This window comes from Neisseria gonorrhoeae, assembly GCF_003315235.1.
GTDB lineage: Bacteria > Pseudomonadota > Gammaproteobacteria > Burkholderiales > Neisseriaceae > Neisseria > Neisseria gonorrhoeae.
Genome location: NZ_QNRU01000048.1, coordinates 1 through 7,423, shown reverse-complemented (window position 1 = coordinate 7,423; position 7,423 = coordinate 1). Strand labels below are relative to the sequence as shown.

Genomic DNA, 7,423 nt, shown 5'->3' with positions numbered 1-7,423 from the left:
AGCCCGACACTACGCAACATCTTGAGAACCCATCCTGTCAAGAATACCCGAACCGTCCCGATACACCGTAATCCTAAAACCCGCCATTCCCGCGCAGGCGGGAATCCAGTCCGTTCGGTTTCAGTCATTTCCAAAAATTGCCGTAGCGTTAAGTTTCTAGATTCCCACTTTCGGGGGAATGACGCGGTGCAGGTTTCCGTGCGGACGGATTCGTCATTCCCACACAGACAGGAATCCGGATTTGTCCGCGCGGAAACTTATGCGCCGTCATTCCCGCACAGGCGGGAATTCAGGTCTGTCGGCATAGGAACTTATCGGATAAAACGGTTGCCCCAACCCTGCGTTCTAGATTCCCACTTTCGTGGGAATGACGATTCAGGTATTCCTAATAGCAACCCGCCACAACCCACCTACGCCCATCCTACGCATCTGCCATACAGCCCTGTTCCGGAGCGCGCGGATAAGGTGCGATGCCGCCGGCGGGCATCATAGTCCTCTCTCCCTGTGGGAGAGAGCTAGAAAGCTGCAAGGCTTGTATTTTAGAAGACTAAGGGATTTGGGAAAGATTGTCGAAATTCAGGGAGCCCTCTCTCCCACGGGGGAGGGGGCAGGTTGCGGCAGATTTGGCGGTTGCAGGCGGTTTGAAAAACAGATTGGATTTACAACCGTTGATTTCAGGTCGTCTGAAAAGCAAAAAGCAGCCTGCACAACCTGATTAGTTTACAAAACCCTTAACCCCAACAGCCTCCCCGTCCTCTCTCCCCGTGGGAGAGGGCTGGAGAGAGGGCAACAAGCCGCAAGGCTTGTATTTAGGCGGTTGAGTTGTTGGGAAAGGTTGCCGCAACTTGGAGAATGCTCTCTCCCCGGCCCTCCCCACGGGGGAGGGGGCGGATTGCGGCAGGTTTTGCGGTTGCAGGCGGTTTGAAAAACAGATTGGATTTACAACCGTTGATGCAGGTCGTCTGAAAAGCAAAAAACAGCCTGCACAACCTGATTAGTTTACAAAACCCTTAACCCCAACAGCCTCCCCGTCCTCTCTCCCCGTGGGAGAGGGCTGGAGAGAGGGCAACAAGCCGAAAGGCTTGTATTTAGGCGGTTGAGTTGTTGGGAAAGGTTGCCGCAACTTGGAGAATGCCCTCTCCCCGGCCCTCCCCCACGGGGGAGGGGCAGGTTGCAGCAGATTTGGCGGTTGCAGGCGGTTTGAAAAACAGATTGGATTTACAACCGTTGATTTCAGGTCGTCTGAAAAGTAAAAAGCAGCCTGCACAACCTGATTAGTTTACAAAACCCTTAACCCCAACAGCCTCCCCGTCCTCTCTCCCGTGGGAGAGGGCTGGAGAGAGGGCAACAAGCCGCAAGGCTTGTATTGGGGCGGTTAAGCTGTTGGGAAAGATTGCCGCAACTTGGAGAATGCCGCCTCCCCGGCCCTCCCCCACGGGGGAGGGAGCAGATTGCGGCAGATTTGGCGGTTGCAGGCGGTTTGATTTGCGAGGGAATCGGACGCGCAGGCGGGAATCCGGATTTGTCCGCGCGGAAACTTATATTTCGTCATTCCACCAATCCCACCCACAGCCCACTTTTCCGCGCCATTCCCGCGCAGGCGGGAATCCAGTCCGTTCGGTTTCGGTTATTTCCGATAAATTCCTGCTGCTTTTCATTCCTAGATTCCCACTTTCGCGGGAATGACGGGATTTCAGGGTAAAGATGGCGGCAGCCGGAGGGGTGTGAAGAGCTGTTTTCGCAGGAATGACGATATGCGGATTTGCTGTTTTCATCCGCTACCGATGCCGTCTGAAGCCTGTTTGGCGTTTCAGACGGCATTGGGTTTTTTGTGCATTTGCCGCAAAACGGATCGGTGTCTGCTTGCGGCAAGACGATAACGGTGCGGAATGTTTTGGGAAACCAATGCCGTCTGAAGGGCTTTCAGACGGCATTTTTGTACCGTGCCGTTTAACGCGCCAGCGGTTCGGTGCGTTTGATCAGCCACGCTTTTGCCGCGCCTTCGGTCAGCGGCTCGAGGCGGCGGCGGACTTCGGCGTGGTAGCGGTTGACCCAGTCGATTTCGCCGTCGGTCATCAGGGCGGTGTCCATCAGGCGTGTATCGATGGGGCAGAGGGTCAGGGTTTCAAAACAGAGGAAGCTGCCGAACTCGGTTTCCTGCGGGTCGGCGACGGCTTGGTTGGCGGCGAGGTTTTCAATGCGGATGCCCCATTTCCCCGGACGGTAGAGGCCGGGTTCGATGGAGGTAACCATGCCTTTTTTCATGGCGGTTTCGGGCGTGGCGGGGGCGGCGAAGGCGATGCGCTGCGGGCCTTCGTGGACGTTGAGGAAATAGCCTACGCCGTGGCCGGTGCCGTGTCCGTAGTCGCATTGCGCCTGCCACAGGGGTTTGCGGCAAATCGCGTCAATCAGCGGCGAGGGGATGTTTTCGGGGAACACGGCTTCGGCAAGCGCGATATGGGCTTTGAGAACGAGCGTGTTGTCGCGTTTTTGTTCTGCTGTGGGCGTGCCGACGGGGACGACGCGGGTGATGTCGGTCGTGCCGCCTTTGTATTGCGCGCCGGAGTCGATGAGCAGCAGACCGTTGCCGCTGATGGTGCTGTGGCTTTCGGGTGTTGCGCTGTAATGCGGCAGGGCGCCGTTGGCGTTGAAGCCTGCGATGGTGTCGAAACTCAAGGACACAAAACCCGGGCGCGCGCTGCGGTGGCGGTAAAGCATCGTATCCACGTCGATTTCGGTCAGGCTGCCGCCTTTGCCGATGATGTCTTCAAACTCGGCGAAGAAGCCGCACAACGCCGCGCCGTCTTGTTCCATCGCTTCGCGGATGCGGGCGATGTCGGCTTCGGATTTGACGGATTTGAAGAAGGTGGACGGGTTGATGCCTTCAATCAGGCGCGCGCTTTCGGGCAGGCGCACGAGCGTACTGACGGCGGTTTTGTTCGGCTCGATGAGCAGCGCGCCGCCGATTTGCGCGAGTTTGTCGGCAACTTGGGCGTAAGGCTCGACCGTGATACCTGCGGTTTGCAGCGCGGCGGCGGCTTCGGCGTTCAGACGGCATTGTTCGGTAAACAGGACGGCACTGTCTTTGCCGATCAGCAGGAAGGACACGAAAACAGGGTTGAAAGGCACGTCGCTGCCGCGCAGGTTGGTCAGCCAAGCGATGTCGTCAAGCGAGGAAACCAAGTGGTAATCCGCGCCTTTTTCCGCCATAACTGCGCGCACGCGGGCGAGTTTCTCGGCGGCGGTTTCGGAGACGTAGGCGTGGTCGTGGATGAACACGGTTTCGGCGGGGATAGCGGGACGGCTTGTCCACACTTGGTCAAGCAGGTCGTCGGGGTGTTGGATGCGGATGTTTTTGGCGGCGAGCGATTGCGCCAAAGTGCGTTTGCCGGTGAGCGACACCATATCGGAAGGGATGCCGACGGCAGCGTTTTCGGGCAGGTTTGCCGCGAGCCATTCGTTGTACGGCGGCACTTGCCCGCTTTTTTGCAGCTCAATGCCGCTGCCGGAAAGCTGTTTGGCGGCTTGTTCCCAATAGCGGCTGTCCACCCATACGCCCGCTTCATCGGCGGTAACGACGAATGTGCCGACCGAGCCGGTAAAGCCTGACAATTCGCGCCGCGCCTGCCAATGCTCGGGCAGGTATTCGGATAGGTGGGGGTCGGCGGAAGGGATGACGAGTGCGTCCAAGCCTTGCGCCTTCATGGCTTCGCGCAATGCGGACAGGTAATTCGATACGGTATTCATAACAGATCCTCCAATCAGGTTTCGCGGCTTCAGACGGCATGGACGGAAATCTGAAATGCCGTCTGAAAAACATAACCATATTATCAAATCGCCAGCCTGCTGCAAAACGGACGGGCTGATCGGATGGTGCGTGTTTGCACGAAAAAAAGCGATGTAAGGTTGTTTGTTGTAAAATTTCAGGCATAAAATGTCGTTTCATGCCTTCTTTTGGAAGTAATACGGAAAATATAGTCAGGTTTGAGCATGAAGTTCTAATAGTGTGTGTTGGCAGGTATTTGGATTACGTTACAATACGCGCTTTCATCAAAATTTCCCTACCGGGCGGTATCCTGTTTTTGAAGACGGTAGGATTTGGGTTTGTTTGGGGTCAATCCCGCCCAAATTGGAGCAATAGATAGGGCTGTGTCCGAATATGCGGCTCTGTGTGTTGAAACACAGTTAAAAATACGGAAGACTTTATGTCCGAACAACATATTTCGACTTGGAAAAGCAAGATCAACGCATTGGGACCGGGGATTATGATGGCTTCGGCGGCTGTCGGCGGTTCGCACCTGATTGCCTCGACGCAGGCGGGCGCGCTTTACGGCTGGCAGCTCGCGCTCATCATCATCCTGACCAACCTCTTCAAATACCCGTTTTTCCGCTTCAGCGCGCATTACACTCTGGACACGGGCAAGAGTCTGATTGAAGGTTATGCCGAGAAAAGCTGCGTTTATTTGTGGGTTTTTTTGATTTTGTGTATCGCCTCCGCCACGATTAACGCGGGCGCGGTCGCCATTGTAACCGCCGCCATCGTCAAAATGGCGATTCCCTCGCTGATGTTTGATGCCGGCACGGTTGCCGCCTTGATTATGGCATCCTGCCTGATTATTTTGGTGAGCGGACGTTACCGCGCTTTGGATCGTGTTTCCAAAATCATCATTGTTACTTTGAGCATCGCCACGCTTGCCGCCGCCGGCATCGCTATGTCGCGCGGTATGCAGATGCAGCCCGATTTTATCGAGCCGACACCGTGGACGCTTGCCGGTTTGGGCTTCCTGATCGCGCTGATGGGCTGGATGCCCGCGCCGATCGAAATTTCCGCCATCAATTCTTTGTGGGTAACCGAAAAACAACGCATCAATCCTTCTGAATACCGCGACGGGATTTTCGATTTCAACGTCGGTTATATCGCCAGTGCGGTTTTGGCTTTGGTTTTCCTTGCACTGGGCGCGTTTGTGCAATACGGCAACGGCGAAGCAGTGCAGATGGCGGGCGGCAAATATATCGGGCAATTGATTAATATGTATGCCGTAACCATCGGCGGCTGGTCTCGTCCGCTGGTGGCGTTTATCGCGTTTGCCTGTATGTACGGCACGACGATTACCGTTGTGGACGGTTATGCGCGTGCCATTGCCGAACCCGTGCGCCTGCTGCGCGGCAGGGATAAAACCGGCAACGCCGAGTTGTTTGCCTGGAATATTTGGGTGGCGGGCAGCGGTTTGGCGGTGATTTTCTGGTTTGACGGCGCAATGGCGGAACTGCTCAAATTTGCGATGATTGCCGCCTTTGTGTCCGCCCCTGTGTTCGCCTGGCTCAACTACCGCCTCGTCAAAGGGGACAAACGCCACAGGCTTACCGCCGGTATGAACGCCCTTGCCATTGTCGGCCTGCTCTACCTGGCCGGGTTTGCCGTTTTGTTCCTGTTGAACCTTACCGGACTTTTGGCATAGGTTTCAAAATCTGAATGCCGTCTGCAAGATTTTCAGACGGCATCGCCCTTTCTTGGAAAAAAACACCGACATCGCGTAAAATACGCGCAAATTTTGTGATTCGGTCAGGTCGTCTGAAACAGACTGCGCCTGATTTATTTTTTCGGAAAACCCTATGAGCGAACAAAACCATCCGCAAACCGAGCCGCAGTTGGACGAAAACCAAATCATCGCCCTGCGCCGCGAAAAACTGAACAACATCCGCCAACAGCGCAACGCTTACCCCAACGATTTCAAGCGCGACAGCTTTGCCGCCGATTTGCAGGCGCAATACGGCGAAATCGGCAAAGAAGAACTCGACCCGCAGGCCGTTCCCGTTAAAATTGCCGGCCGCATGATGCTCAAACGTCAAATGGGCAAAGCCAGCTTCGCCACCATTCAAGACGTTACCGGTCAAATCCAGCTTTATCTGAACAACAAAGGCGTGAGCCAAGAAGTTTTGGACGACTTCAACCACTGGGACTTGGGCGACATCGTCGGTGCGGAAGGCACTTTGTTCAAAACCAACCACGGCGAACTAACCGTGCGTGTGTCCGACATCCGCCTGCTGTCCAAATCCCTGCGTCCGCTGCCCGACAAACACAAAGGCTTGAGCGATCAGGAAACCAAATACCGCCAACGCTACGTCGATTTGATTGCCAATGAAGAATCGCGCAATACCTTTATCAAACGCAGCCAAATCATCCAATCTGTGCGTAATTTTATGGTGGGCGAGCATTATCTCGAAGTCGAAACCCCGATGATGCACCCGATTCCCGGCGGCGCGACAGCGAAACCCTTCGTTACCCACCACAATGCCTTGGACATTCCGCTCTACCTGCGCATCGCGCCCGAGCTGTATCTGAAACGCTTGGTGGTCGGCGGCTTGGAACGCGTGTTTGAAATCAACCGCAGCTTCCGTAACGAGGGCATGTCCGTGCGCCACAACCCCGAATTTACGATGATTGAATTTTACGAAGCCTTCTCCGACTACGAACGTATGATGCAGATGGCGGAAGACATCATCCGCAACGCATCGCGCACGGTAAACGGCACGGCAAACATCACTTACAACGGCAAAGAAGTCGATTTGGAAAGCCCGTTCGAACGTCTGACCATCCTCGAAGCCATCAAAAAATACAATCCGCACTACACCGACGAGCAGTTGAACGATGCGGAATGGCTGAAAAAAGAAATCGTCAAACACGGCGAAAGCCTGCCGCCGTCCCCGGGCATCGGCAGCCTGCAACTCGCCCTGTTTGAAGGTTGCGCCGAGGGCAAACTGTGGAATCCGACCTTTATTGTCGATTACCCGGTCGAAGTTTCCCCGTTGGCGCGCGCTTCGGATACGAAACAAGGTCTGACCGAACGCTTCGAGCTTTTCGTTGTCGGGCGCGAACTGGCAAACGGCTATTCCGAGTTGAACGACCCCGAAGACCAAGCCGAACGCTTCAAATCGCAAGTGGCGCAAAAAGATGCGGGCGACGACGAAGCCATGCACTACGATGCCGACTACATCCGCGCGATGGAATTCGGTTTGCCGCCGACCGGCGGTTGCGGCATCGGCATCGACCGCTTAGTGATGCTGCTGACCGATTTGCAAACCATCCGCGATGTGATTCTGTTTCCGCAGATGCGTCCCGAGTAATCATATATTCAATTAAAAACAAAATAGTACAACACTCAACGTTGAAGGTCTAACCATGGCATACTCTGCGGACTTAAGAAACAAAGCTTTAAACCATAGCGGATTAACAAAAATCAGGACAAGGCGGCGGGCCGCAGGCAGTACGGATAGTACGGAACCGATCCGCCCGGCGCTCCATCACCTTAGGGAACCGTTCCCTTTGGGCCGGGGCGGGGCAACGCCGTACCGGTTTTTGTTAATCCGCTATATTACGGACAATGCAAAAACACCGGCCAAACCGCAGCAACGTTTAACTTGT

At 55.2% G+C, this 7,423-nt stretch carries 5 protein-coding genes; 3 read left to right on the top strand and 2 right to left on the bottom strand.

The genetic code is table 11. From position 1 onward, the window contains the following. Positions 1 to 1,778: 1,778 nt before the first annotated feature. Complete coding sequence (locus DFR77_RS13510) at positions 1,779 to 1,934, bottom strand: hypothetical protein (protein ID WP_003697400.1); 156 nt, start codon at positions 1,932 to 1,934, stop codon at positions 1,779 to 1,781. 16 nt (positions 1,935 to 1,950) lie between these two features. Next, entirely contained in the window at positions 1,951 to 3,747 is a 1,797-nt protein-coding gene (locus DFR77_RS11980; protein WP_033910872.1) for an aminopeptidase P family protein, read from the bottom strand. A 458-nt stretch (positions 3,748 to 4,205) separates the two neighbouring features. On the opposite strand from DFR77_RS11980, the gene DFR77_RS11970 reads away from it, so the two are divergent. The 3 genes from DFR77_RS11970 to DFR77_RS13890 all read left to right on the top strand — a co-directional run. Beyond that, positions 4,206 to 5,459: an NRAMP family divalent metal transporter gene (locus DFR77_RS11970; RefSeq protein ID WP_003697398.1), complete on the top strand. Its 1,254-nt coding sequence runs from the start codon at positions 4,206 to 4,208 to the stop codon at positions 5,457 to 5,459. Between the two features lie 154 nt (positions 5,460 to 5,613). Then, positions 5,614 to 7,125 carry a lysine--tRNA ligase gene (lysS, locus tag DFR77_RS11960; RefSeq protein ID WP_003689332.1) on the top strand — a complete coding sequence of 504 codons (1,512 nt, stop codon included), beginning with the start codon at positions 5,614 to 5,616 and terminating at the stop codon, positions 7,123 to 7,125. Between the two features lie 55 nt (positions 7,126 to 7,180). Further along, positions 7,181 to 7,423: hypothetical protein (locus tag DFR77_RS13890; RefSeq protein ID WP_346223240.1), on the top strand; the 243-nt coding region annotated here is incomplete at its 3' end.

Excerpts from the sequence above, each read along its gene's own strand:
- DFR77_RS13510 (WP_003697400.1), bottom strand. The coding sequence starts at position 1,934 with ATGCCGTCTGAAAGCCCTTCAGACGGCATTGGTTTCCCAAAACATTCC.
- DFR77_RS11980 (WP_033910872.1), bottom strand. The coding sequence starts at position 3,747 with ATGAATACCGTATCGAATTACCTGTCCGCATTGCGCGAAGCCATGAAG.
- DFR77_RS11970 (WP_003697398.1), top strand. The coding sequence starts at position 4,206 with ATGTCCGAACAACATATTTCGACTTGGAAAAGCAAGATCAACGCATTG.
- lysS (WP_003689332.1), top strand. The coding sequence starts at position 5,614 with ATGAGCGAACAAAACCATCCGCAAACCGAGCCGCAGTTGGACGAAAAC.